At 69.8% G+C, this 21,946-nt stretch carries 21 protein-coding genes, 1 tRNA gene and 1 other RNA gene; 15 read left to right on the forward strand and 8 right to left on the reverse strand.

Translation table 11 applies throughout. The annotated features are described in order from the left end of the window. Both ACFWP5_RS17000 and ffs read right to left on the reverse strand, forming a co-directional pair. Window positions 1-1,377: DNA polymerase III subunit gamma and tau (locus ACFWP5_RS17000; protein ID WP_384156286.1), on the reverse strand; the 1,377-nt coding region annotated here is incomplete at its 3' end. Between the two features lie 182 nt (window positions 1,378-1,559). After that, window positions 1,560-1,658: signal recognition particle sRNA small type (gene ffs, locus ACFWP5_RS17005), an RNA gene on the reverse strand. Between the two features lie 71 nt (window positions 1,659-1,729). On the opposite strand from ffs, the gene ACFWP5_RS17010 reads away from it, so the two are divergent. The 4 genes from ACFWP5_RS17010 to ACFWP5_RS17025 all read left to right on the forward strand — a co-directional run bounded on the left by ACFWP5_RS17010 (window position 1,730) and on the right by ACFWP5_RS17025 (window position 6,785). After that, a tRNA-Ser gene (locus ACFWP5_RS17010) sits at window positions 1,730-1,817 on the forward strand. Between the two features lie 274 nt (window positions 1,818-2,091). Beyond that, window positions 2,092-4,527, forward strand: a complete 2,436-nt coding sequence (locus ACFWP5_RS17015) for a helicase C-terminal domain-containing protein (RefSeq protein ID WP_384156289.1) — start codon at window positions 2,092-2,094, stop codon at window positions 4,525-4,527. A gap of 64 nt (window positions 4,528-4,591) precedes the next feature. After that, complete coding sequence (locus ACFWP5_RS17020) at window positions 4,592-6,013, forward strand: ATP-binding protein (protein WP_384156292.1); 1,422 nt, start codon at window positions 4,592-4,594, stop codon at window positions 6,011-6,013. Window positions 6,014-6,641: 628 nt separating this feature from the next. Continuing rightward, window positions 6,642-6,785, forward strand: a complete 144-nt coding sequence (locus tag ACFWP5_RS17025; protein WP_384156295.1) for a hypothetical protein — start codon at window positions 6,642-6,644, stop codon at window positions 6,783-6,785. 79 nt (window positions 6,786-6,864) lie between these two features. Here the strand turns inward: ACFWP5_RS17025 and ACFWP5_RS17030 are convergent, their stop codons facing one another. Genes ACFWP5_RS17030 through ACFWP5_RS17040 form a run of 3 tightly spaced genes read right to left on the reverse strand, consistent with a single transcriptional unit; the run spans window position 6,865 to window position 10,265 of the window. Continuing rightward, window positions 6,865-8,466 carry a carboxylesterase/lipase family protein gene (locus ACFWP5_RS17030; RefSeq protein ID WP_384156299.1) on the reverse strand — a complete coding sequence of 534 codons (1,602 nt, stop codon included), beginning with the start codon at window positions 8,464-8,466 and terminating at the stop codon, window positions 6,865-6,867. 4 nt (window positions 8,467-8,470) lie between these two features. After that, window positions 8,471-8,806, reverse strand: coding sequence for a hypothetical protein (locus ACFWP5_RS17035; protein ID WP_384156302.1), 336 nt, complete (start codon window positions 8,804-8,806; stop codon window positions 8,471-8,473). A gap of 1 nt (window position 8,807) precedes the next feature. Next, window positions 8,808-10,265: an acyclic terpene utilization AtuA family protein gene (locus ACFWP5_RS17040; protein WP_384156305.1), complete on the reverse strand. Its 1,458-nt coding sequence runs from the start codon at window positions 10,263-10,265 to the stop codon at window positions 8,808-8,810. A 102-nt stretch (window positions 10,266-10,367) separates the two neighbouring features. Between ACFWP5_RS17040 and ACFWP5_RS17045 the strand changes: the two genes are divergently transcribed. Both ACFWP5_RS17045 and ACFWP5_RS17050 read left to right on the forward strand, forming a co-directional pair. Beyond that, window positions 10,368-11,339, forward strand: coding sequence for a LysR family transcriptional regulator (locus ACFWP5_RS17045; protein WP_384156308.1), 972 nt, complete (start codon window positions 10,368-10,370; stop codon window positions 11,337-11,339). After that, the gene (locus tag ACFWP5_RS17050) at window positions 11,332-11,610 is read left to right on the forward strand and encodes a glutaredoxin domain-containing protein (RefSeq protein ID WP_384156311.1); all 279 of its coding nucleotides are present in this window, start codon (window positions 11,332-11,334) and stop codon (window positions 11,608-11,610) included. The genes ACFWP5_RS17045 and ACFWP5_RS17050 overlap by 8 nt, the downstream gene beginning before the upstream one ends. A 366-nt stretch (window positions 11,611-11,976) precedes the next feature. Here ACFWP5_RS17050 and ACFWP5_RS17055 read toward each other — a convergent pair whose 3' ends face one another. Together ACFWP5_RS17055 and ACFWP5_RS17060 are read right to left on the reverse strand one after the other, a co-directional pair. Further along, window positions 11,977-12,306, reverse strand: a complete 330-nt coding sequence (locus ACFWP5_RS17055) for a hypothetical protein (protein ID WP_384156314.1) — start codon at window positions 12,304-12,306, stop codon at window positions 11,977-11,979. A gap of 41 nt (window positions 12,307-12,347) precedes the next feature. Continuing rightward, window positions 12,348-12,794, reverse strand: a complete 447-nt coding sequence (locus ACFWP5_RS17060) for a hypothetical protein (RefSeq protein ID WP_384156317.1) — start codon at window positions 12,792-12,794, stop codon at window positions 12,348-12,350. A 330-nt stretch (window positions 12,795-13,124) separates the two neighbouring features. On the opposite strand from ACFWP5_RS17060, the gene ACFWP5_RS17065 reads away from it, so the two are divergent. From ACFWP5_RS17065 to ACFWP5_RS17105, 9 genes are all read left to right on the forward strand, one after another. Next, a complete protein-coding gene (locus ACFWP5_RS17065) occupies window positions 13,125-13,742 on the forward strand; it encodes a SigE family RNA polymerase sigma factor (RefSeq protein WP_384156320.1) in 618 nt (205 codons plus the stop codon). 2 nt (window positions 13,743-13,744) lie between these two features. After that, window positions 13,745-14,575 (forward strand): hypothetical protein, encoded by an 831-nt coding sequence (locus ACFWP5_RS17070; protein WP_384156323.1) that lies wholly within the window; start codon window positions 13,745-13,747, stop codon window positions 14,573-14,575. Window positions 14,576-14,681: 106 nt separating this feature from the next. Beyond that, the gene (locus ACFWP5_RS17075; RefSeq protein ID WP_384156326.1) at window positions 14,682-15,593 is read left to right on the forward strand and encodes a hypothetical protein; all 912 of its coding nucleotides are present in this window, start codon (window positions 14,682-14,684) and stop codon (window positions 15,591-15,593) included. Beyond that, window positions 15,590-17,050: a peptidoglycan-binding protein gene (locus ACFWP5_RS17080; protein ID WP_384156329.1), complete on the forward strand. Its 1,461-nt coding sequence runs from the start codon at window positions 15,590-15,592 to the stop codon at window positions 17,048-17,050. Before ACFWP5_RS17075 ends, ACFWP5_RS17080 begins: the two co-directional genes overlap by 4 nt. Further along, entirely contained in the window at window positions 17,047-17,751 is a 705-nt protein-coding gene (locus ACFWP5_RS17085) for an ABC transporter ATP-binding protein (RefSeq protein WP_384156332.1), read from the forward strand. The genes ACFWP5_RS17080 and ACFWP5_RS17085 overlap by 4 nt, the downstream gene beginning before the upstream one ends. Beyond that, window positions 17,748-18,992 carry an ABC transporter permease gene (locus ACFWP5_RS17090; RefSeq protein ID WP_384156335.1) on the forward strand — a complete coding sequence of 415 codons (1,245 nt, stop codon included), beginning with the start codon at window positions 17,748-17,750 and terminating at the stop codon, window positions 18,990-18,992. Before ACFWP5_RS17085 ends, ACFWP5_RS17090 begins: the two co-directional genes overlap by 4 nt. Before the next feature lie 247 nt (window positions 18,993-19,239). After that, window positions 19,240-19,596 (forward strand): GMC family oxidoreductase N-terminal domain-containing protein, encoded by a 357-nt coding sequence (locus tag ACFWP5_RS17095; RefSeq protein ID WP_384156337.1) that lies wholly within the window; start codon window positions 19,240-19,242, stop codon window positions 19,594-19,596. Next, a complete protein-coding gene (locus ACFWP5_RS17100) occupies window positions 19,566-20,129 on the forward strand; it encodes an alpha/beta hydrolase-fold protein (RefSeq protein WP_384156340.1) in 564 nt (187 codons plus the stop codon). The genes ACFWP5_RS17095 and ACFWP5_RS17100 overlap by 31 nt, the downstream gene beginning before the upstream one ends. 113 nt (window positions 20,130-20,242) lie before the next feature. Then, window positions 20,243-21,241 carry a cytochrome c oxidase assembly protein gene (locus ACFWP5_RS17105; RefSeq protein WP_384156343.1) on the forward strand — a complete coding sequence of 333 codons (999 nt, stop codon included), beginning with the start codon at window positions 20,243-20,245 and terminating at the stop codon, window positions 21,239-21,241. Window positions 21,242-21,250: 9 nt separating this feature from the next. Here the strand turns inward: ACFWP5_RS17105 and ACFWP5_RS17110 are convergent, their stop codons facing one another. After that, window positions 21,251-21,853, reverse strand: coding sequence for a TetR/AcrR family transcriptional regulator (locus tag ACFWP5_RS17110; protein ID WP_384156346.1), 603 nt, complete (start codon window positions 21,851-21,853; stop codon window positions 21,251-21,253). Between the last annotated feature and the right edge of the window lie 93 nt (window positions 21,854-21,946).

Raw genomic sequence — 21,946 nt, forward strand, 5'->3', positions numbered from 1 at the left:
ACCCCTGCGCGCGCCACGTAGGCTGGACACAGCCCTTGCCTCCTGTATAGCCCCGTGAGGTGTTCTGTGTCCCCGCGTCGCAACCGACCCAAGGACGGGTGCGGCCGCGGGTGCGGCGGCGCTGTGGGCGTGAGTCTGGACAGGGGCCTGCGCGTGGGCATGGGGGTCGGGTCCGGGGACGTAGCCCATGGCGGGCGTGCCGCCGCCGCCCGCGAAGTTGACGCCGCGCTCCAGCCGGTCGAGGCGGGCCATGACGGACTGCTCGTCGCCATAGGCGGCGGGGAGCATGACGCGGGCGCAGATGAGTTCGAGCTGGAGGCGGGGGGAGGTGGCGCCGCGCATCTCGGTCAGGCCGGTGTTGACGAGGTCGGCGGCGCGGCTGAGTTCGGCGGCGCCGAAGGTACCGGCCTGGGCCTGCATACGTTCCAGTACGTCGGTGGGGGCGTCGATGAGGCCCTTGTCGAGGGCGTCGGGAACGGCCGCGAGGATCACCAGGTCGCGGAGGCGCTCCAGCAGGTCGGTGACGAAGCGGCGAGGGTCGTTGCCCGTCTCCATGACGTGGTCGACGACCTCGAAGGCGGCGGCACCGTCGCCGGTGGCGAAGGCCTCGACCACGGAGTCGAGGAGCGAACCGTCCGTGTAGCCGAGCAGCGAGGTCGCCATGGCGTATGTCACACCGTCGGTGCTCGCGCCGGCGAGCAACTGGTCCATGACGGACATGGAGTCACGCACGGAACCGGCGCCGGCGCGCACTACGAGCGGCAGTACGCCGTCCTCGACGGGGATGTTCTCCTGCCCGCACACCTGACCCAGGTAGTCGCGCAGGGTGCTGGGCGGCACGAGCCGGAAGGGGTAGTGATGGGTCCGCGACCGGATCGTCCCGATGACCTTCTCGGGTTCGGTGGTCGCGAAGATGAACTTGAGGTGCTCCGGCGGCTCTTCGACGACCTTGAGCAGCGCGTTGAAGCCGGCCGACGTGACCATGTGGGCCTCGTCGATGATGTAGATCTTGTAACGGCTGCTCGCGGGCCCGAAGAACGCCTTCTCGCGCAGCTCACGGGCGTCGTCCACACCACCGTGCGACGCGGCGTCGATCTCGATGACGTCGATGGAACCGGGTCCGTTGCGCGCGAGGTCCGTGCAGGACAGGCACTCGCCGCAGGGCGTGGGCGTGGGTCCCTTCTCGCAGTTCAGACAGCGGGCCAGGATGCGCGCGCTCGTGGTCTTGCCGCAGCCTCGCGGCCCGCTGAACAGGTACGCGTGATTGACCCGGTTGTTCCGCAGCGCCTGCTGCAACGGGTCGGTGACATGTTCCTGCCCGATGACCTCGGCGAACGACTCCGGGCGATAACGGCGGTACAGCGCGAGAGACGACACGCGTACGAGGTTATAGGCGCCCACTGACAACCGGGGCCGCGCGTGAGTCCGGGGGCGCTCCGGTCCAGACCGGTCGGGTGCGGCCTGGCGGGTCGGGGCCGTCCCGGTTCTGGTCCCCGCGCCTGCGCCCGTCCGATCAGAGCCGGTCCCGGTCCCGTCCCGGTGGCGGTGGCGGTGGCGGGAATGCAAGCGCCCCCCACGCACCCGCCAGAGCCAACCTACCCTTGCTGCCTTCCGGCCCTGGGGGAGTTCAGTCAGATAGCGCCGCGTGAGGGGCTCCGCACAGGCTACAGGATCTGAGCGGGGGGAACGAGTTCGCGAGCACTCCTCAACGTCTTGTATTGTTTGCCGCGGAGGATTCGCCTAGTGGCCTAGGGCGCACGCTTGGAAAGCGTGTTGGGGGCAACCCCTCACGAGTTCGAATCTCGTATCCTCCGCCAGTGCCTCACCGGGCACGATGTCGAAGGGCTCCGCTGTTCGCAGCGGGGCCCTTCGTCGTGCACTGGTTGCATTTCTGGTTGCATTTATAAGCTTTGATTTCGGGCATTTCGCCGACCTGTCAGCCCTCTCGCGCCGCAATTGAGGCGGCCCACAAGCCGCCGACGCCCGCCAAGGGGGAACCTGCCCCTTGCGGCACCCACGGATCACGGGGATACGCCATCCTTGAACCCGGCCCCGCTACGAAGCTCCCTGGTCTGACGAGGTGCACGGCGCATGAAGTCCCGATCCACGCTGGCGACATGGCTCGGCAGCCTCGACGGCTCTCGTCTGGCACGCGTGCTCGGGGCACGGCAGGACGCCGTGTCGCTTCCGGAGCCGCGTTCGCTGGGGGAACTGGCGGATCGGCTTCAGCGCCCGGGATCGGTGGCGCTGGTCCTGCCGCGGCTCGCGCTGCCGCACCTCCAGGTGGCCGAGGCGCTGGCGGCGCTTGGGGTCCACGCATCGCGCGATGCTCTGGTGAAACTGCTGGGAGCCGTGGACTACGCAACCACCCGCGAACTCGACACCGTGCTGGAGACGCTGGCCGATCACGCTCTGGTCTGGCCGGACGGCGCGGGGCAGCTCCGTATGACCGGACCGCTGCGGCAGGCATGGGACACACCCCTTGGGCTGGATGCTCCGCTGGAGGAACTGCTCGCGGGCACGACCTCCGACGAACTGCGCGGCATGCTGGTGACACTGGGCGTCAAACCGCCGGGCGCCAAGCCACACCGACTGGCCGCCCTGGTGGAGCACCACAGCGACCCGGAGAAGATCGCCTCCGTGGTTGCGAAGGCGCCTGCGGCTGCCCGGGAACTGCTCGACCGCTTGGCGCGGGGCGCGGCGAGGCAGCCGCAGTTCATCGTGTTCGGGTCCCCTGGGCCCGACCTCGAACCGGGCGCGCAATGGGCGCTGGACCGAGGGCTCCTGATCCAGGGCCGTCACCGGTACGGCCCGGCCCGTATGCCCGCCGAGGTGGCGCTCGCGCTGCGCGGGCCCGGGTGGCACGCTCCGTTCGCGCCCGTCCCACCGTGCCCCCGACTGGCATCTGTCACCCCGGCGGAGGTGGACCGCGAAGCATCGGCCGCGGCCACAGCCTTCGTGGCCCATGCCGCCTCGGTCCTGGCGGCCTGCTCGGCAACCGCACCGGCCCGGCTGAAGTCCGGCGGGATCGGTGCACGTGAACTGGCCCGGATCGGCAAGGCGGCCCAGGCCGACGACGCTGTCGTACGCATCACCTTGGAGATCTCGTACGCCGCTGGGCTTCTGGGCCGGGACGGCGACCGTGTGGCCCCCACCGAGGCATACGACGCCTGGGCGGAACAGGAACCCCCGGAGCAGTTCGCAGTGCTGCTCCGGGCATGGCAGAACCTGCCGCTCACCCCCACCCAGGCGCGCGACGAGGACAACAGAGCGCTCCCCGCCGTCGCCGGAGCGCCTCCCTGCGGCGGCTGTGTGCAGGCCCGCCTCGGGCTGTTGGCCGCAGCCGCACAGTTCCCGGCCGGGCAGGGCGCGAGGGTCGCCGCGGATCTGGGGCCGCTGATCGCCTGGCATCGCCCGCTCGCCGACTCGACACCCCAGGACGGAACGCCGTTCGCCGCCGTGATCCGTGAGGCCGAGCTCCTCGGCGTACTCGCGCGTGGTGCCCTGTCCGCGCTCGGCATCCACTTGTGGACCGGCGATACGGAGGGTCTGAGCACCGAGTGCCGGCGGCTGCTCCCCTCGGCCACGGCAGTGGCCCGGATCGGCGCCGACCTCACCGCCGTCGTCACCGGCACGCCGTCCGCGCGACTGGCCGCGCTCCTGGATTCCGTCGCCGACCGGGAGGCCAGCGGCACGGCATCGGTGTGGCGGTTCAGCGCCGGCGGCATCCGTCGGGCTCTGGATGCCGGCCGCGTCCCCGAGGACATCACAGCCGACCTGGCCGCTGTCGCCGCCGGGCCCCTGCCGCAGCCGTTGTCGTATCTGATCGCCGACACCGCGCGCGGTCACGGACGCGTGCGCATCGCCCCTGCCGCCTGCGTCATCCACGGCGACGAGCCCGTGCTGCTGGCCGAGCTCGCCGCCCACCGCGGACTCGCCAAGCTCGGACTGCGACAGCTGGCGCCGACGGTGCTCATCAGCCGCAGCCCGATCGACACGACCCTCGCCGCGCTCCGGGCCGAGGGGTACGCCCCTGTCGCCGAGACGGCCGAGGGCAGGGTACGCATCGAGAAGGCCCGGCCTCGGCGGGCCGCCCCTCCTGTTCCGAATCAACGCGGCGCCGGAGCGGGGAACAGCGGCCGGATCGCTGCCACGCGCGTGGCTAACGCACCCGCCGCCACCGACCCGAACACCTTGGCGGCCCAGTTGCTGGCCGCCCCGCCGGCGACTCCCGAACCGGCGCCGTTCGAAGGAGGAGTTCCCTTCGCCACGGACACCGAGGAGATCGTCGCAGGGTGGGCGAAACGCCTGCCGTACAGCGACATCCGCCAGCTCGCGCATGCCATCGATACCGGTCAGGCCATCACCGTCGAGTACATCGCCACCTCGGGCAACCGGACCGTGCGCACCCTCAGCCGCCTCGCACTCGACCCGCCCTACCTGGATGCCTGGTGCCACCTTCGGGAGGCCGAGCGCGTTTTCACTCTCTCCCGCATTCACGGCGTCATGAGTGTCATGCCCGAATGAAAGGGAAGATGGTATCGAGAGCGATAGTATCTCCGCCGATACCATCACCTACGGGAGGCTTGCCATGCGTCGCTTCATCGGGCGGGACCGCGAGCTGAACGTACTCGGCAACGCCTTGCGGGCGGTTCATGATGCCGCCGGGTCGGCGAAACCAGGCCAGTGCATCCTCATGCGCGGACGGCGGCGGGTCGGCAAGTCCAGCCTCGTCGAGGAATTCCTCCGGCGCACCGAGACGCCGTACCTCTTCTTCACCGCGGCGGGCGGCACTGCGGACGACGAGCTGACGGAGCTGCTCGACGCCGTCGCCAGATCCACCCTCCCGGAGCGGGGACTGTTCTCGGAGGAGGCCCCTGAGCAGTGGAATGCGGCATTCAGGCTGCTTGCCGAGGTCCTGCCCGACGACAGCCCGAGCGTGGTCGTCATTGATGAGGTTCCGTATCTCATGGACCGAATCGACGCGTTCGAGGGGATGTTGCAACGGGCCTGGGACAGGCTGCTCAGCCGCAAGCCCGTGCTCCTCCTCCTGGTCGGATCCGACCTGTCGATGATGGAGGCGCTGAACAGCTACGACCGCCCCTTCCATCAGCGGGGCCGGGAAATGGTCGTGGGACCGCTGAACCCGGCCGACATCCGCGAGATGCTCGACCTGTCGTCGGCGGTCGCTTTCGACGCCGCCCTGATCACGGGCGGTCTCCCGCTGATCTGTGCGGAGTGGCGGGCCGGAGCGGACGTCTGGGAGTTCCTCCGCGACTCGCTCGACAACCCGATCTCGGCGCTGCTGGTCTCCGCCGAACGCTCACTGGCCGCGGAGTTCCCACCGCAGGCGATGAGCAGGGAAGTCCTGCGGGCCATCGGAAGCGGGGAGCGAACCTTCACCAACATCGCGCGCAGCGCCGGCGGCATCGCCCACACCACGCTCACCCGGGCCACGGACGTCCTGACCGAGAAGCGGGTGGTGGCAGCCGAACTGCCCCTCTCCCTGCGGCCGTCGAAGGAACGCCGCTACCGGGTGGCCGATCCCTACCTGCGGTTCTGGCTCGCGTTTCTGGATCCGCACATGGCGGAGATCGAGCGGATGCGGGGAGATCTCACACTGAGCCGGATCAGGGAGCAGTGGACGAGTTGGCGGGGCCGCGCGATCGAGCCCCTGGTCCGGGAATCCCTCGCCCGTCTCCTGCCGGACGGGCTCCTGCCCGCCGCCCCGGCGATCGGCGGTTACTGGACCCGCAGCAACGACGTCGAAATCGACTTGGTGGGCGCCGACCGGCAGCCGGTGGCCAGGGAGTTGTTCTTCCTCGGCTCGGTCAAGTGGCTGGAGAACTCCGCGTTCGACAGCCACGACCTGGCCGCGCTGCAGAAGCACCGGGCGGCGATCACCGACGAGCCGGTGCCGCTCGTGGCAGTTTCCCGAAATGGAACCAGCTGTGCTGGGCTTCATGCGGCGTACGGTCCCGACGAACTGCTCAGTGCCTGGCGCGGAGCATGAGCAGCGGCTGAGGTGCCCTGGTTGCAGTGCTGGTTGCGTTCACCTGCGTACGGCACTGTCCAGAAGTCCCGACCACCCCCACTCCATCGCAGGTCAGAACGCTCCCGTAGGCCCCGGAACCCCCAGACGAACATTTGGAAAGCGTGTTGGGGGCAACCCCTCACGAGTTCGAATCTCGTATCCTCCGCCAGTGCCTCACCGGGCACGATGTCGAAGGGCCCCGCTGTTCGCAGCGGGGCCCTTCGTCGTTTGTCGGCATTGGTGCGAAAAGGGCTGGATCCCCCCGCCGACTCCAACTCGATCACCAACAAGACCCCGTTGACCGCATCCGCGCTCCGTAGCATCGCGGCCGCCATGGCAAGCCGATTCTGGACGACGACCCGAACGCCGAGGATCCGGGAATCAATCTCGACACGGCGGAGGACACCGACGATCGGTGATCAGCGAAGTCCTCGTGCGCACCGTGTTCGGCTCACGGATTCAACAGATTCAACGGATTCAAATGTCATGATTCAGGCGTGAAGAGGAGCGAACCAGCCGAATATGGCTGTGAGTAGGGCGATCAGCTCCTCTGTCCGGTGACGATGGGTTCGAGATGCGACACCTTCGGCCGGACAGGGGAGGACGAATGGGTAAGCAGGTCAAGTGCGGGTCGACCGATACCAAGACCGGCAGGCGGTGCCAGAAACCGGCGATGATCGGCTACTCCCGCTGCCAGTTGCACCGAGGCCCCTGGACCCCGCCGCAGAAGAAGAAGACCAAGAAGCGCTGATCCTGCGGGCCACGAGCGGGTAAGGCGTGCTGAGCCCCGGAAGATGTCCCCGCGCCTCAGGCACCCGGAGTCCCGCTCGTCATGACCCGGGACTCCACCAGGGCGACACGTACGCCGGCGGTTCATCGACGAAGGGTGTGTCCCCGCCTGCGTTCCCACCTGCGTCCCCGCCGATCTGCCGGGTGCGGGCGCCCTGGGGATCCTCCAAGTCGTAGGCAGGCCAACCGGGATCGCCATCCGTGAGGAACGCCGTCCACGCGCCGATGAGGGTGTCGCGGGCCGCGCGGTGTTCCGGGGTGTCGATGTTCAGGAGGGCGAGCTGGTCGAAGGCGTAGAAGCGTTCGCAGCCGTGGAAGGCGCCGTAGTGGGGGCCCAGGGGTTCGGCGGAGAAGAGGTAGGTGTGGGCGGTGCCGCCGGCCTTGGTCTGGAGTTCGGCCAGGCGGGTTGCTCGACGGCGGTAGACGGCGTCGGAGAGGAAACGGGTTCGTAGATCGGACAGTTCGTCGGACGGGTGGCTGGCCGGATCGTTGGACTTGGTGTTGGACCTGGTGTTGGACTGGTCGTTCGACGGGTCCGGTACTTGGTGGCTGCGGTACGCCTCCAGCAGGTCGCGCGGGTGTTGTACCCCCGCCAGTTCCATCTCGGCCAGGAGGGCCCGCTCGTCTGTCGGGTGGCGGTAGTGCTCGCTGGCGTAGAGGTACTGGAAGGTGCGGAACTCGTCCCGGTTGGCGCCGATCAGGAGCGGGATGTCCGCCGCTGTGCCCGCTGCGATGGTCTCGGCGGGGTCTTCGGTGATGACCGTTCCGTCGTGCACCAGGCCCCAGGCTCGGCCGCCGGGGAGGTTGCGGGCGCCGAAGTCCTGGTCGATCACCGCGTGTTGGGCCTCGATGATGCGGGCCAGTGGGGCGGCCTGCAGTTCGCTCATCGTCTTGGCTCCGACCTGCGCCAGGAGGTCCTCCGTGATGGAGGCGGAGATGTCGGGTGGGTAGAGGCGGCCGATGCTGCCGCTGTGGAGGATCGCCTTGTGGAAGGTGCCTCGGGCCGCGGGGTGGGTCAGTAGGGCGCCGATCGAGAAGGCGCCCGCCGAGTGGCCTGCGACGGTGATGTTGGCCGGGTCGCCGCCGAACGCGGCGATGTTGTCGTGGATCCAGTGCAGTGCGGCGGTCTGGTCCTGGAGGCCCAGGTTGGCGCTGTCCCGCCACTCATTCGCGTCCGGGCCTGCCGGGTGTAGCCAACCCAGGGCTCCTACACGGTAGTTGGGGGCCACTACTACCGCACCGGTCAGGCGGGAGAGTGCGCCGCCGTCCGTCGTCGGCGGAGAGGCCGTGCCCATTTCGAAGCCGCCGCCGTAGATCCAGACCAGGACCGGGCGGCGGTCGTTCAGGTCGGGGGTCGGGGTGGGGCTCCATACGTTCAGGTACAGGCAGTCCTCGGATGTCTCCCAGCCGCCGGGGCCGTCCGCGCCTCGTTGTGCGGGGCCGGCGGGGTACGCGGTCGCCTCGCGTACGCCCTCCCAGGGGGTGGGGGGTTGGGGTGGACGCAGGCGCAGGGGGCCGATGGGCGGGGCGGCGAACGGTACGCCGACGAACAGCGACGTGCCGTCGTCCGCCGTGGTTCCGCGCAGGACGCCGTGCGGGGTGAGCGCGGTGGGTGCGGTGGGTGCGGCCGGGGGCTTCGTCATCGGGTCAGTCCTTCGTCGCGTCGGGGGTGGGCGAGGGGGCCGGAACGTCCATCTCCAGTAGGCAGGCCGCCAGGCTTTTTCCGTGGGCGTCCAGCGCCAGGGATCGGGTGACTCCGCCGTCGAGCGCGTCGTAGAGGACGAACTTCAAGGCGTGGAGGGATGGGACCTCGTAGCGGTGGATCGGGCCCAGGGGGAGGTCGGGGAAGTGGGCGCGTATGCGGTCGGGGGTGAGGTGTGTGCGCAGGTGGGGGTAGGTCGTCGGGGTGTACGTGATGACCGAGATGTCTGCCGTGGAGCCCTTGTCGCCTGAGCGGGCGTGGGCCAGTTCGTGGAGTTTCATGTCATGGCTCCAGGGCCTCGGCAGTCGCGGTGACTGTGACTGTCGTCGGGACCTGTTCTCGGGGTAGCAGGACCGACGTGATGGCGATGTTCTCGCGGGTGGTGCGGGCTACGCCTGCGCCTCCGTAGGGGCCGTTCAGCCATAGGGACGCCACCTCTCTGCCTACCCGGCGTGCCTGGGCGAGCGTGTCGGTGCGGGCAGCCACTCGTAGGCGAACTTCGGTTGGTTCCGCGGTCGTTGTGGGGGTGGAGCCGGTTCCGCGGTGGACCGCGTCCAGGCCGATCAGGTCGTAGCGCGCCTCCGTGGGCGGGATCTCGGCCGTGGTCAGGCGGGTTTCCACGATGCGTGCCGCCTCGCGGGCCCGGGCCACGGCGTTGGGGCCGGCGTAGGAGATCTCGCCGGTGGCGAGGAAGCCGTCGCGGAAGCCGACCGATGTCTTGAGGGTGGTGGGGCGTTCGCGGCCGGTGATGCCCGTGACCGCGACCCGGTCCTCCGCGAGGTGGGTGAGGTGGGCGTGGGAGAAGTCGGCGGTGACGTCCGGGGTCAGGTAGGCGGCCGGGTCGTGGACCTCGTACAGCAGTTGCTCGGTGACGGTGGCCGGGGTCAAACGGCCGCCCGAGCCGGGGACTTTGGTGACGGTGAAGGAGCCGTCCTCGGCCACCTCGGCGAGTGGGAAGCCGAGGCGGTGGAGGTCGGGGACGTCCTTGGTGCCGGGGTCGGCGTAGTAGCCGCCGGTGAGCTGGCCGGCGCATTCCAGGAGGTGTCCTACGGCGGTTCCGCGGGCCAGGAGGGGCCAGTTGGTCGGGGGCCAGCCGAACTCGTGCATCAGCGGGGCGAGGAAGAGCGACGGGTCCGCGACCCGGCCGGTGACGACCACGTCGGCGCCCTGGGCGAGTGCCTCGGCGACGGGGGTCGCGCCGAGGTAGGCGTTGGCCGATACGACGGCATCGCCCAGGTCCCTCGCCGTGAATGTCTTGGCGGGGCCGTCCAGGAGGGGGAGCAGGATGCCCTTGACCAGGTGCAGTACGTCGTCGCCGGTCACCGTCGCGATGCGTAGGCCGTCGAGGCCCAGGCGTTGGGCTACCTCCGCCACCACCCTCGCGGCGGCCGTCGGGTTGGCCGCGCCCATGTTGGTGATGATCCGGGTTCCCTGCCGGGCGCAGGGTTCCAGTACGGCTTCCATACGCTCCTCCAGCCACTCGTTGTAGCCGGCGTCCGGGTCGCGGAGGCGGTCCAACTGGGCCAGTGCCACGGTGCGTTCGGCCAGGCACTCGAAGACGAGGTAGTCGAGGCGGCCGTGTTCCGCGAGTTCTACGGCGGGGTCTACACGGTCGTCGGCGAAGCCCGCGCCGCAGCCGATGCGGATCCGTCGCCGTGCTCCTACCTCTAGCCCTACCTGTGCCTGTGCCCCTGCCTGTACCTGTGCCCCTGCCTGTGCCTGTGCCCGTGTCCGGCTCATGGGACCACTGTGGGTCCGGGGGCGGATCGGGGCAAAGATCGATTTCGTATTGATTCATGTGGCGCACGCATGAATGCGCTAGTGGTCTGGTATCTCTGGCGCATGGACATCACCCTGCGGCAGATGGAGCTCTTCCTGAGCGTCGCGGAAGCCGGGTCCTTCACCAGGGCCGCAGAGGAGGTGCTCCTCAGTCAGCCGGTGCTGAGCCGTACCGTCCAGCAGTTGGAGCACGCGGTGGGTGCGAAGCTCTTCGAGCGGACCACGCGGTCGCTGGCGCTCACCCCGGAGGGCGTCGAGCTTCTCGGTATCGCCCGCGACATCCTCCGGACGTATCACCGCGGCATGGAACGGTTCGCCGCGAGCCGTGCCGGGGAGCGGGCCACGGTGACGGTGGCCGCACTGCCCTCGGTGGCCGCCGGGATGCTGCCCGGTGTCTTCCGGGCCGTGCTGGCGGAGCATCCCGCGATGCAGTTGCGGATTCTGGACGGGACCACGCGGGAGGTGATCGAGTACGTCCGTTCCGGCGCGGCGGAGTTGGCGATCGCGGAGGGCGGGAACGCGGACTCTCAGGTACGCGGCCAACTCCTGTGCGAGGAACCGGTGTTGGCTGTGCTCCCGGCGGGCCATCCGCTCGCCGAGCGCGCTTCCGTGACCTGGAACGACCTGGCCCAGCAGCCCTTCGTCGCCTTCACGCCGTCCAGCAGCGTGCGGCGGCTCGCCGATCTCTCCTTCGAGCAGGCCGGTGTCCGTCCGACGAACGTGATCGAGACCCGGGAGGTGGGTACGGCGGCGGGCATGATCTCGGCGGGGCTCGGTGTCAGCGCCGTACCGCGGCTGGTGCTGCCGCTGATGGCCTTCGGGCGACTGGTGACCCGTCCGTTGAACGACCCCGGTACCGTACGGAAGTTGGCGGTCTACACGCCGCGTACGCCTGTGCTGCCGACGGCGTCCGCGTACTTTCTTCACCGGCTTCTGCACACCGCGGCCGCTGAGCAGGATGGTTCGGCGCCGGTCCGGTATCCGACCGGCGAGCAGGGAAACGACCGCGAGCGCGAGGGGGAGAGACGTGTCTGAAGAGCCCGGTGGTGTCGTCGTCTACTGGCGGCCCATGTGCCCGTACTGCATGAGGCTGCTCGCCCAACTCCGTTTCACACGACTGCGGTTCACCAAGGTCAACATCTGGCGGGACCCTGACGCGGCGGCGTTCGTCCGCTCCGTCGCGGACGGGAACGAGACCGTGCCGACGGTGACTGTGGCGGGGCGGGTGATGGTGAATCCGTCGAAGGGGGAGTTGTTGGACGCGGTGGCGGCCTATGCGCCTCATCTGTTGCCGGAGAGCGGCTGACCGTTCTGACCGTCCGGTTCATACGGCGTCTCCGGTTCGGAATTGGGCGTCAGCCACGCGCTTCACGTCGGCGAACCTGTCGTCCTGGCAAGTCCCGCCTGCGAGGTCGCTCAGGGCGTACGCCGTGTACTTGAACCCGTCCGTCGGGTGGAACCGCGCTCCCCAATCGCCGAGGGTCACCGCGCTGACACGCGACCAGGCGAAGAGGGCGAAGCCCAGCGCGATGGCTAGCCCCCGAGTCGACCGGACCGGCTGACCGGCCAGACGCCTGTGACGCCGTCTCGTACATCGTCCACGGTACGAATGATGGCTGCCCCACCGCCGGTTCGCTGCCTTGATCTCGTGGCCTTGTTCTCGTGGCCTTGTTCACGGTGAGGGCGTGAAGCCGGTGGAGAGGTCCAGGTGGAACGGGGAGCCGGGGGCCGTCGGGGTCCAGCCTTCGCGCAGGGCGCGTTCGATGGCGTGGGTGACGTCGGACGGGAGTACCGGCTTGGCCTCACGGCCCGGCCAGTTGCCCGGGTGCGGGTGGTCGGTGGTGACCACGAGTGTCGTACCGGCTCCGTCCGCGTGCTCGACCGCGAACGTGCACGGTGTCCAGGCCAGCGCCTGGGAGTAGGTCGGTCTACGGCGCAGGCGCCACCGGTAGGTCGTGCCGTCGACGACGATGGGCCGGGTTCCCTTGCGGGACAACGCCATGGCTCTCCAATGCCGTTGGGACAACTCGGTTCACGGCTCGGCTAGTTGGGAGGGGTGAACGGGTCCCGTTCTTTGGTTGGTGGGGTGTTCCACCAGGTCGGTGGGGGTGGGGTCGGGGTCCAGTCGGGGCCTCTGTGGGTCAGCCACCAGGTTCCTATGGTGTGGAACTTCTCCTCGAAGTGGCGGTCCCAGACCGGGAATCCGGTGGTGGGTGCCCGTAGGCGGGTGCGGCGGCCGTTCGCCTCGTGGAGGACGATCGACTTGGTGCCCAGGGTGGATTCGATCTGGATGGCTTGGATGTCGGACCAGGGGATGGTTCGGCGGCGCACGTTGCGGACCACGGCCGCGGACGGGGTGAGGGTGATGCCGAAGTAGGCGGGGAGCAGGGTGGCCAGCGCCAGCAGGACGATCCAGAACGTCACCAGGCCGGGCAGTCCGCCCGGGGGTGGCATCTCGGTCCTGGACGTGATGAAGAGGGCCGCTGTCATGATGACCGTGGGCAGAAAGGGCGTTATGCGTTGCCACACCGTCATGCGATAGCGCCGCCCGGACGACGGCAGAGCTCCACCCGGCGAACAATCCACCACTGCCACCCCGTTGTCCTATTGCCCCGTTGCCCCGTTGCCCCGTTGCCCCGTTGCCCCATTGCCCCGCTTGTTCCACTTATTCGATGCGGTCGTTCATTGTTGCCGTTGTTGTCGTGGTTGTCGTTGAAGAAAATTCTCGGGACGTGACAACCTCCCGAGCCCGTACGCCCGTTCCTTGGGCATGAAGTACTTCTCACCGCGCGCCGCGCCGGTGCCGGGTGGAGGTGGCCTGTGATCCGGACGTCCCCCGGGCAGGACGTCTCCGGTGATTCCGGTGGCGTCGTCGACGTCGGGCTCGACTTCGACGACTTCGCTCGCAGTCGGCAGGCGCATCTTCGGCGTACGGCTCATCTGCTGTGCGGGGACTGGCACTTGGCCGAGGATCTGACGCAGACCGCGTTGGCGAAGCTGTACGCGGTGTGGCGGCGGGTGCGGCAGCTGGAGTCGCCGGACGGGTACGCCCGGCGGGTGCTGTACCGGACGTTCATCGACGAGACCCGGCGCCGGCGCTGGTGGGAGCGGCTGGGGGCGCAGGAGGAGGACGTGGTGGCGCCCGTCTCGGATCCGGATCTCCGGCTGACGTTGCTGGATGCCCTACGGCAGTTGCCGCCGCGTGGGCGCGCGGTGCTGGTGCTGCGGTTCTGGGAGGACCAGAGCGTGGAGGCCACGGCGACCGCGCTGGGGTGCAGCGTCGGCACGGTGAAGAGCCAGACCTCCCGGGGGCTGGGCACCCTGCGGCACATCCTCGCCGACTCCGGCAAGGACCTCGGCAAGGACTTCGGATCCGGAAGCACGGGGACTGGAACTGGGACTGGGACTGGAACCGGCTATCTGCGGGCGGAGTGGTGAGCATGAGCGGGAAGGCCGGTGACGACTTCACGGACCAGACAGACCCGATGGAACGGACGGACCGGACAGGCCAGACGGACCAGTACGTGTACGAGTCCGCGCTGGCGGATGCCCTCGGAGGGCTGGGTTCCGGAGCCGAGCCGCCCATGCCGGATCTGGTGCCGGGCGCGGTCGTGCGCGGCACGCGGATGCGTCGGCGGCGGCGGGTCGGCGCGACCGTGAGCGCCGCGGTCATGGCGGGGGTTCTCGTGGTCGGCGGGCACGCGTTGCTCGCGCCTCGGCCGGAGAGTACGCCCACGCTTCCCGCCGGGCAGTCGTCGGTCTGGTATCCGTCGCTGGAGTTGTTGCAGTCGATCCTCCCCGCCGACAACGTCGACGGTGGCAGTGACGGTACGAGCATCTCCGCCGGACAACCGCGCCAACCCCTGCGGCCCGGGCGGTACTTCACGATGACCACCACCGACGGCAGCGTGAACAACCTTTACGTGAGCGTCAGTCGGACCGCCACGGACCCGTCGTACGCCCACCCGACCCGGGCCTGTGTGGACAACAACGGCCGTGTGCTCGCCTCCGCCTGGAACGGCCTGATCACCCGGTGCTCCCTGACCGAGCGCGGGTCGGGAAGCCTGTTGCTCTACTTCGTGACCGCCGACTCCTGGGCCACCGGTGTCACCTATCTGACCCCGGGCGGATGGACGGTGCAGGTCATCGCCGGTTCGCTCGGCGCGGCCGGCAGCGGCCGGAGCGACAGCACTCCGCGGACGGGTCCGCTCGTCCAACTCGCTACGGATCCCCGCATCTTCGACGCCGTGAAGGGGAGCGGCGGCGGCTGAACCGGGGCATCGCCGGCTGAGTGAAACACCCCTTACTCACACCTTGATCAACCCTGAAGGAGAACATGGCATGAGCATGCCTATATTCGGCACGCCCAGAATACGTATGTCCGCCCTCGCCCTCGGCCTGCTCCCCCTCCTCGCCGCCTGCGGCGGTGGCTCGGACGGCAAGTCGGCCTCCAGCGAAGGTGGTTCGGGGTCGAGCGCGGCCACGACGACAGTCGACGGAGCCACCCAACTCACCGTCCCGGACGGCGTGGACGACACGACGAAGAAGGAGTACATCCAGGAGAACGCCATCGCGGTCTGCATGAAGAAGCAGGGCTTCACCTACACCCCGCACGTGCAGAGCTCGACCGCGGCCGATCCGTTCTCCGCGGTCGACGGGGAGGACTACGCGCAGGCGAAGAAGTTCCGGCAGAAGTACGGCTTCGGCTACTACGCGGGCGCCGTCTACCCCAACGACCCGAACGTCCCTTACGGCAAGGCCGCATCGGCCGACAGGACCACGCCCGCGGACCAGGACGAGGACGGCCTGACCGACGCCCAGAAGAAGGCGTACGACATCGCGCTGTCCGGTCCCCCGGCCAAGACCAAGGCCGAGGAGAAGGCCGGCGGGTGCTCGGAGACGGGGCGGGCCGCGGCGCACGGGCCGGCGCTCAGCGCGGCGGCCGAGAAGAACGCGGAGAAGGCCCGCGACGACCAGAACCACGCCAACGGCCTCGCACTCAACGGTGACTCCCAACTCGTCCAGCTCGCCCAGCAGTTCGCGACCTGCCTGACCGGTCAGGGCATCTCGGTCGGCACCACCCAGCCGACCGGCATGGTCGACATGGTCCGCCTCGACATCTCCCGCCAACTGCCGGAGAACTTCATGTCGTTGAGCAAGGACGACGCGCTGCCCCTCCTCAACAAGGACATCGGCATCGCCCTGAAGGACCTGGAGTGCGGCAAGAAGTTCCGCGCCGCGTACTTCCCCAAGGAGAAGACCAAGCCCTACTACGGGGAGAACGGATGAGCCACCCGGAGGGAGAGGGCCCGCGCCGGATCAGCAGCCGAATCGGCAGCGGTCGTAGGCGACTTGGGGTTGTTGTCTCGGCGGTCGTGCTGGTTGGGGCAGGTGGGTGGTTCGCCGGGACGCAGGTGCAGTCGCCCGCGGACGCCGCCGCCTCGCACCAGGCACCGAAGGCCGGTCCGGTGACGGTGGCGGTCGTACGGCAGTCGCTCACCGCGAGTGTGGTGGCGACCGGGTCGGTCGAGTTCGCCTCGCCGCGGCCGTTGTCGCTGGCCGGGCCGGTCGGCAGCGGGACGTCCTCGGGGACGGACGGCGGCGAGGGCGCCGAGCAGCGGGTCACCAAGGCGCCGGTCGCCGGTACGAAGATCAAGGAGGGCGACGTCCTGATGACGGTCAACGGCCGTCCGGTGTTCGCGCTGGGCGGTTCCGTGCCGATGTACCGCGCTCTGGGACCCGGCACTTCGGGCGACGATGTGACACAGCTTCAGAAAGCCCTGAAACGGCTCGGGTTCGACCCCGGTGCCACCAGCGGGACGTACGGGCAGGGGACGGCCGCCGCCGTCGACGGCTGGTACAAGAGCAAGGGGTACGACGCCCAGGAGCCGAGCCCCGCCGATCAGCAGCAGCTCGGTTCGCTCGAACAGGCCGTCTCCGCCGCGCAGGAGGCACTCCTGACGACCAACAGCGGGGCCGGTGAGGCAAGTTCGGGCGACGCTGGTTCGTCCAGCAGCCCCAGCCCCCAGTCCAGCACCGACCAGCAGGTCCACGAGATCCAGGTCAAGTCCGCCCAGAAGGCACTGGACCTGGCGAACGACGCGCTCAGCAGTCTCAAGGCCACCTACGGTACGAAGGTCCCGGCCGGCGAGGTCGTCTTCCTGCCGAAGCTGCCCGCCCGGCTGGACAAGGTGAGCGTGAAGACGGGCGACACCCCGTCCGCCCAGATCGGCACGGTGACCAGTTCCGACCTGGTGGTGCAGGCGGCTGTCCCCGGCACCGACGCCCAACTCCTGCGCCACGGCATGACCGCCCAACTGACCACGGCGGACGGCAAGTCGGCGAAGGGCACGGTGGACGTCATAGGGGGTGGGACCGACTCCTCCGCCGCCTCCGCCACGGCCCCCTCCACCACGGGCTCGACCACCGACACCGGCTCCACCTCCGACTCCACCGCCGCGGTCCAGGTGCGGATCACCGTTCCGGAACCCGGTCCGCTCGCCGGTGAGGCCGAGGCCGCCGTGAAGGTGACCATCAAGGTCGGCGCCTCGGACGGCAAGGTGCTGACCGTGCCGATGGCCGCGATCCACACCTCGTCCGACGGGCGGGCCCGGGTCAAGGTCGAGCACGGCGACACCGTGACCGACGTCCATGTCACCGTCGGGCTCTCCGCCGCCGGGATCGTCGAAGTCAAGCCCGCCGAGGGCACGTTGAAGGCCGGCGAGAGGGTGGTGGTGGGCGAGTGATCGATACCGTGGTCGACAGCGTCATCCAACTCACCGGCGTAGAGCGGACTTTCCCCTCCGACCCGCCCGTACACGCCCTGCGCGACGTGCACTTGACCGTACGGCGCGGCGAACACCTGGCCATCGTCGGGCCGTCAGGTTCCGGGAAATCCACGCTGCTCAACACGCTCGGGCTGCTGGACCGGCCCACGGCGGGGTCGTATCTGCTGGACGGGGTGGAGACCACCGGGCTCGGCGACCTTGAGCGAACCTCGTTGCGGGGGAGCCGGATCGGGTTCGTGTTCCAGTCCTTCCATCTGTTGCCGTACCGGACGGTCGACGAGAACGTGATGCTGGCCGAGGCATATCGCAGGCCGCGTCCCGAACGTGGGCGTGGAGGCCGGCTCGCGCGGGCCCATCAGGCGCTGGAGCAGGTGGGGTTGGGGCACCGGGTGGGTTTCCGGCCCGACCGGCTGTCCGGCGGTGAACGTCAACGGGTCGCCATCGCGCGGGCGTTGCTCAGCGATCCGGCGCTGCTGCTCTGCGACGAGCCGACCGGCAACCTGGACACCGAGAACACCCTCTCCGTACTGGAACTCTTCGACGACCTGTGCGCGCAGGGCATGACCCTGGTCGTCATCACCCACGACGAGGCGGTCAGCCGCCGGGCGGGGCGCCGCGTCCGTATCACCGACGGGCGCCTGGCCGAGGAGGCCGGGTGACACTCACCACGGGCAACAAGGTCGAGCGGCCCTGGATGGACCCCCGGGACCTGTGGACGGAGGCCCTCGCGGGGGTGCTCGCCCGGCCGGTGCGGTCCGCGCTGACCACGCTCGGCACGGTCCTGGGCATCACCACGCTCGTCATCACCATCGGGGTGGCGTCCACCGCGGGCAACCAGATCGTCGGCCGCTTCGACGCGCTCACCGCGACCTCGGTGACCGTGACCGTGCCGGAGCCGCTGCCCGGTGCGGAGGACGCCGGGCCGTTGGTGCCGTGGTCGGGGACCGATGCCGTAGGACGGCTTGCGGGGGTGGAGTCGGTGGCGGCGCTCGCCGACTCCGACGCGACCGACAGCGTGCTGGTGCGGGCCAACGACGTGGCCGCGCCCGGCGACCTGTCCGGCCAGACCCTCGCCGTGGTCGCCGCCTCGGCGGGGCTGCCGGCCGCCGTGCACGGTGCGATGACCGCGGGACGGTTCTACGACGCCGGGGACATCGCCCGGCGCGACCACGTGGTGGTGCTCGGCGACCAGGCGGCCCAACTCCTCGGCATCAAGCGGGTGGAGGACGCACCGGCGGTCTTCTTCCGGGGGCAGTCGTACACCGTCATCGGCATCCTTGGCGGGATCCGGCGCGAGGAGCGGCTGTCCACCGCCGTGATGGTGCCGCCCACCACCGCGGCCGACCGCCTCGGGCTGCGGGACATCACCCGCGTCCTGGTCAACACCGCGCTGGGCGCGGCCAAGCAGGTCGCGCGACAGGCGCCGATCGCGCTCGCGCCCGGGCACCAGGACTCGCTCGCCGTCGTGGCACCACCCGACCTCTCCAAGGCCCGCGCCGGCGTCCAGAACGACGCCAACAGCCTCTTCCTCGTCCTCGGCCTCGTCTCGCTCGTGGTCGGCGCGATCGGCATCGCCAACGTGACCCTGGTGACGGTGATGGAACGGGTCGGGGAGATCGGGCTACGGCGTTCCCTGGGTGCGTCGCGGCGGCAGGTGGCCGGACAGTTCCTGCTGGAGTCGACAACCATCGGACTGCTGGGGGGAGTTGTCGGCGCGGCCCTGGGCATCGCGGTCGTGGTCTGCGTCGCCGTGTTCAAGGAGTGGACGCCGGTGCTGGATCTGCGGCTCGCGCTCGGCGCCACGCTCGCCGGCGCCCTCGTCGGACTCCTCGCGGGGCTCTATCCGTCGCTGCGCGCCGCCCGCATGGAACCGGTGGACGCGCTGCGCGCACCTTCATAGCTGTACGACGGAGACAGGGGCGAGCGCCTGATTTACACGCCTCGGGCCCGATTCGGGGACTTCGGGGAGTTCGGGGTTCGGGAGTGCGAGGTTCGGGGAGTCCGGGGAGGAAGAGGCCCATGTCCTCGATCACGACGCCGAGTGGAGATCGTGCCGCGTGAAGGGCCCGAATTCCACGCGGAGTTGAGGATCGCGCGGGTCGGTCCGGTGCGGGTGTCCGTCGTGACGACGCCCGCGCACACGGCCCGTGCTGGACAGCCCGCTGTTGACCGAGCTGACGGGGGCACGGGCCGCCCCGGTGCTCGTCGAGGGCGGACGCGCACGCGGGGTCGAGATCATCGAGGGCGGTCGGCTCACCGCCGTACGGTGCGCGGGTGATGTCGTCCTGTCCTGCGGCACCATCGGCTCCGCCCAGCTCCTGCTGCTCGGCGGGACCGGGCCGGCCGACGAACTGCGTGCGCTGGGGGTCGGTGTGGTCGCCGATGTGCCGGGGGCCGGGGCCAACCTGCACGATCACGCGCTCGCGCGGTGTGCTGGGCGAGCCCGGAGGACCAGGCCCGGCACGAGGCCTTCGTGCTCGCCCCCGAGTACGGCTCGGTCGTGATCGACGACACCTACCTGCCGTCGACCCTCTTCGACGCCACCGCCAACCTCGTCGAGTCCGTCTCGCAGCAGTACAGCATCGACCGCAGCCGCCGCTACACGACCGGTCAGTCGATGGGCGCGATGATGTCCCTCGGCCTGAACATCAAGTACCCCGACCTGTTCGCGGCGGCGTTCATCGTCGCCGGGCAGTGGCCGGAGGCCCAGGCCGTACCGCTGGCGAAGAAGGACCTGTGGATCCTCGTCTCCGCGGACGACACCAAGGCCTACCCCGGCGAGCAGGCCATCACCGAGGTCATCCAGGACCAGGGCACGAAGGTCAGCACCGCGCTGTGGGACGGCCAGTCCACGGCCGCCGAGTTCGCGGCGGACGTCCGCGCCATGAAGGCCCAGCGGACCCCGGTGAACTTCTCCGCCTTCAAGACCGGCACGGTCGTACCGACCGGCTCGACGACCAGTGCGCACATGGCCACCTGGCAGGTCGCCTACACGATCCCCGGCATCCGGGACTGGATCATGCGGCAGTCGCCGTAGGGACACGGGCGCGCGGGGGCGGGTCTTCGCCGCGGCACTCCGAGGCATAGAGTGCTGCGGCAGATCCGACAGAACCGGCGGAACCGGCCGACCGGCCGTGGAGGTAGATCACGATGGAGACCCCGCCGCAGCTCACCGTGGCACGGCTGTTCTCCTCGTGGCAGGCGGACGTCCCCGCGCTGCTGGTCGTCGTGCTCCTCGGCGGCCTGTACGGCTGGGGCGTCCTGCGCCTGAGGCGCCGGGGCGAGGCGTGGCCGGTGGCGCGGACCGTCGCGTTCGCGCTGCTCGGCCTCGGCACGCTCGTGGTCGCCACGATGTCCGCGCTCGCCGTGTACGACCGCGTGCTGTTCTGGCCGGCCGCCGTCCAGAACGTCCTCCTCGACCTGATCGCCCCGCTCGGCCTGGCCCTGGGCGATCCGCTACGGCTGGCCCTGCGCGCCCTGCCCGACCGCGCCGCCGCCCGCGCGCAGGGGGCGATGACCGGCCGGCTGTTCCGGCTGCTCACCTTCCCCCTGGTCAGCACGGCCCTGGTCCTGGCGACAGAACTGACGATCTACTTCACGCCGTACTTCGAAACGGCCCTGGCCCACAACTGGCTGCACCAGCTGATGTATCTCCATCTGCTGCTCGCCGGGAGCCTGTTCGTCCTGCCCGTGCTCACCCGCGAGGAGGCGCTGCCCGCCTGGTGCACGCATCCGGTGCGGGCGGGGCTGGTGTTCGTCGACGGGATCATCGACGCGGTACCCGGCATCGTGGTGATGACCCACGGCACGCTCATCGCCGGGGCCTGGTACCTGAGCCACTCCCCGTCCTGGGCCCCCGACGTCCAGCACGACCAACAGCTCGGCGGCGGCGCGATGGTCAGCATCGCCGAACTGGTCGCCCTCCCCTTCCTCCTCGCGATCCTGGTCCAGTGGGCCCGCACCGAACGCGCCGAGACGGTCGCGCTGGACCGGCGACTGGACACGGAACTGGAAGTGGTCCGGGCGACGCCCGCGGAGACCTCGACAGGCACTGCAACGGGGACTTCAACTGAAGGGCCCGACCTCGTACGCCCCTGGTGGGAGACCGAGAACAGCGAGGTCGCGCAACGCATCCGGGGTCAGCGCTGAGGGCCTCCCTCAGCCGGCCACGACCAGGTCGTCCAACTCCCGTATCAGCCGGGCCCCTTCGCGCGTCATGATCTCCGGGTCGCGCAGGGCGTTGGAGAGCAGGGACATGCCCTGGTAGGCGCCGATCAGGGTCACGGCGAGGCCCTCGGGGTCGGCCGCGCCGAGCTGCCGGTACTGCTCCGCCACCCAGTCCAGCAGCCGCCGTATGACCCGGCCGGCGGCGAGATCGAGGCCGCCTTCCTCACGCTTGTCCAGCTCTACGGCGAGGGTGCCCATGGGGCAGCCGTGGCGGGCCGCCATGTCGCGCTGGTCGACCCAGCCGCCGATGAGGGCCTTGAGGCGTTCGCGCGGGTCGGGGAGCTGGTCGAGCCGGGCGGTCAGGGTCTCCAGGAAACCGGTGTGCTCGGAGAGGGCCGCCTCGATCAGCTCGTCCTTGGTCTTGAAGTAGTAGTAGACGTTGCCCGTCGGGACGTCGGCGGCGCGGGCGATGTCGGCGATGGTCGTGCGCTCCACGCCCTGCTCGTGCAGGACCCGGGCGGTGGCGGTCGTCAGACGCTGCCGTTTGCCCACAGCGGCGGACCGGGCGGCACGGGATCCTTTTGAGTCAGTCACCTCACTAACTATAGACAATCAGTGGACGGTCCGTGCTAGCGTCTTCCCCAACGGAGTTAGTCAGCCAACTAACTCATCACTCAGGGGCTGGGG

The organism is Streptomyces sp. NPDC058469 (assembly GCF_042721125.1).
Taxonomy (GTDB): Bacteria; Actinomycetota; Actinomycetes; order Streptomycetales; family Streptomycetaceae; genus Streptomyces.

Excerpts from the sequence above, each read along its gene's own strand:
- ACFWP5_RS17020 (WP_384156292.1), top strand. The coding sequence starts at position 4,592 with ATGCGTCGCTTCATCGGGCGGGACCGCGAGCTGAACGTACTCGGCAAC.
- ACFWP5_RS17015 (WP_384156289.1), top strand. The coding sequence starts at position 2,092 with ATGAAGTCCCGATCCACGCTGGCGACATGGCTCGGCAGCCTCGACGGC.
- ACFWP5_RS17025 (WP_384156295.1), top strand. The coding sequence starts at position 6,642 with ATGGGTAAGCAGGTCAAGTGCGGGTCGACCGATACCAAGACCGGCAGG.
- ACFWP5_RS17060 (WP_384156317.1), bottom strand. The coding sequence starts at position 12,794 with ATGACAGCGGCCCTCTTCATCACGTCCAGGACCGAGATGCCACCCCCG.
- ACFWP5_RS17030 (WP_384156299.1), bottom strand. The coding sequence starts at position 8,466 with ATGACGAAGCCCCCGGCCGCACCCACCGCACCCACCGCGCTCACCCCG.
- ACFWP5_RS17105 (WP_384156343.1), top strand. The coding sequence starts at position 20,243 with ATGGAGACCCCGCCGCAGCTCACCGTGGCACGGCTGTTCTCCTCGTGG.
- ACFWP5_RS17040 (WP_384156305.1), bottom strand. The coding sequence starts at position 10,265 with ATGAGCCGGACACGGGCACAGGCACAGGCAGGGGCACAGGTACAGGCA.
- ACFWP5_RS17075 (WP_384156326.1), top strand. The coding sequence starts at position 14,682 with ATGTCCGCCCTCGCCCTCGGCCTGCTCCCCCTCCTCGCCGCCTGCGGC.
- ACFWP5_RS17080 (WP_384156329.1), top strand. The coding sequence starts at position 15,590 with ATGAGCCACCCGGAGGGAGAGGGCCCGCGCCGGATCAGCAGCCGAATC.
- ACFWP5_RS17045 (WP_384156308.1), top strand. The coding sequence starts at position 10,368 with ATGGACATCACCCTGCGGCAGATGGAGCTCTTCCTGAGCGTCGCGGAA.
- ACFWP5_RS17035 (WP_384156302.1), bottom strand. The coding sequence starts at position 8,806 with ATGAAACTCCACGAACTGGCCCACGCCCGCTCAGGCGACAAGGGCTCC.
- ACFWP5_RS17070 (WP_384156323.1), top strand. The coding sequence starts at position 13,745 with ATGAGCGGGAAGGCCGGTGACGACTTCACGGACCAGACAGACCCGATG.
- ACFWP5_RS17055 (WP_384156314.1), bottom strand. The coding sequence starts at position 12,306 with ATGGCGTTGTCCCGCAAGGGAACCCGGCCCATCGTCGTCGACGGCACG.